This window comes from Streptomyces sp. SID5785, from assembly GCF_009870065.1.
Classification (GTDB): domain Bacteria; phylum Actinomycetota; class Actinomycetes; order Streptomycetales; family Streptomycetaceae; genus Streptomyces.
In genome coordinates, this window is record NZ_WWIA01000291.1 from 1 (window position 1) to 1,024 (window position 1,024).

Below are 1,024 nucleotides of genomic sequence, written 5' to 3' on the forward strand. Positions count from 1 at the left end.
GGGCGCGTCCTTGACGCCGGTGACCTTCTCGGTGAACAGGGTCGGGTCCGCGGTGATGTCGTACGCGTCGACGCTCGTCGCCAGCGCCACACCGCTGCGGTCGGTGATGCCGCCGCGCTCGGCCGCGATGGTGTGGCTGACGTAGCGGTTCAGCTCGGCCTTGGCGGCGTACGCGTTCGCGTCGACGCCCTGCACCTGGAGCAGGCGCACGACGAAGACCAGGAGGACGAGCGTCAGGCCGAGGCTCACCATCCGCAGCCGGGGCCGGGGGCTGCCCAGGCGCAGCGGCGCCGCGCCCTTCGGCCCCGAGGGGCGCGGGCGGCGGACGGGCGGCCGGGACCCGGGGCCCGGCCGGCGCTGCGGGCCGGGGCGTCCGGTGCCCGCGGGGCGCGCGGGTGCGGGCACCCGGCGGCGTGGGGGCTCCCTGTCGGTCATCGCGTCACCTGCCGGAGGTCGAGGGGGCGGGGGCCGTCGGCGTGCCGGCCGGGGTCGTCCTGGGCGACGGTGTGCCGGACGCCCGGGGCGAGGCCTGGGGAGACGCACCGGAGGAGGCCTTCGGGGAGCCCGGCGCAGACCCCGACGGAGAGGCGGACGGGCTCGGCGGCGCGGGGCGGCGCACCGGGGCGGGCGCGGCGGCGGGGCTCGGTGCGCCGCGGACACCCGACGGGGTCAGGAAGGCGGGGTCGCCGCCGGGGACCATGCCGAGCTCGCCGGCGCGGCGCAGCAGGGCGTCGGGCGCCGAGTAGGAGTCGACCTCGCGCTGCAACTGCTGCTCGTCGTCGGTGAGCTCGGTGGTCTGCTTCTTGAGCTTGGTGAGCTTGAACGATCCTTCGTTGAGCGAGGAGTTCAGCACCAGGAGCATGATCAGGCCGCCGCCGAGCAGCAGCACGACCAGCAGGACGAACGGGGTGCGGGCGGCCTGCGCGCCGCCGGACGGGGAGACCGGCAGGAAGCGCGCGAGCCGGGCAGCGCCGCGCCGGGGTCCGCCCCGCGCGGGCGCCCCGCCGGACGAGCCGCCCCGTGC

General features: G+C 78.0%; 1 protein-coding gene and 1 pseudogene. Both read right to left on the reverse strand.

Features of this window, described 5'->3' with window-relative positions; translation table 11 throughout:
• A pseudogene (locus GTW43_RS09040) lies at nt 1-435 on the reverse strand (cell division protein); the annotation flags it as partial.
• 4 nt (nt 436-439) lie between these two features.
• Nucleotides 440-949 (reverse strand): septum formation initiator family protein, encoded by a 510-nt coding sequence (locus tag GTW43_RS09045; protein WP_161301105.1) that lies wholly within the window; start codon nt 947-949, stop codon nt 440-442.
• Between the last annotated feature and the right edge of the window lie 75 nt (nt 950-1,024).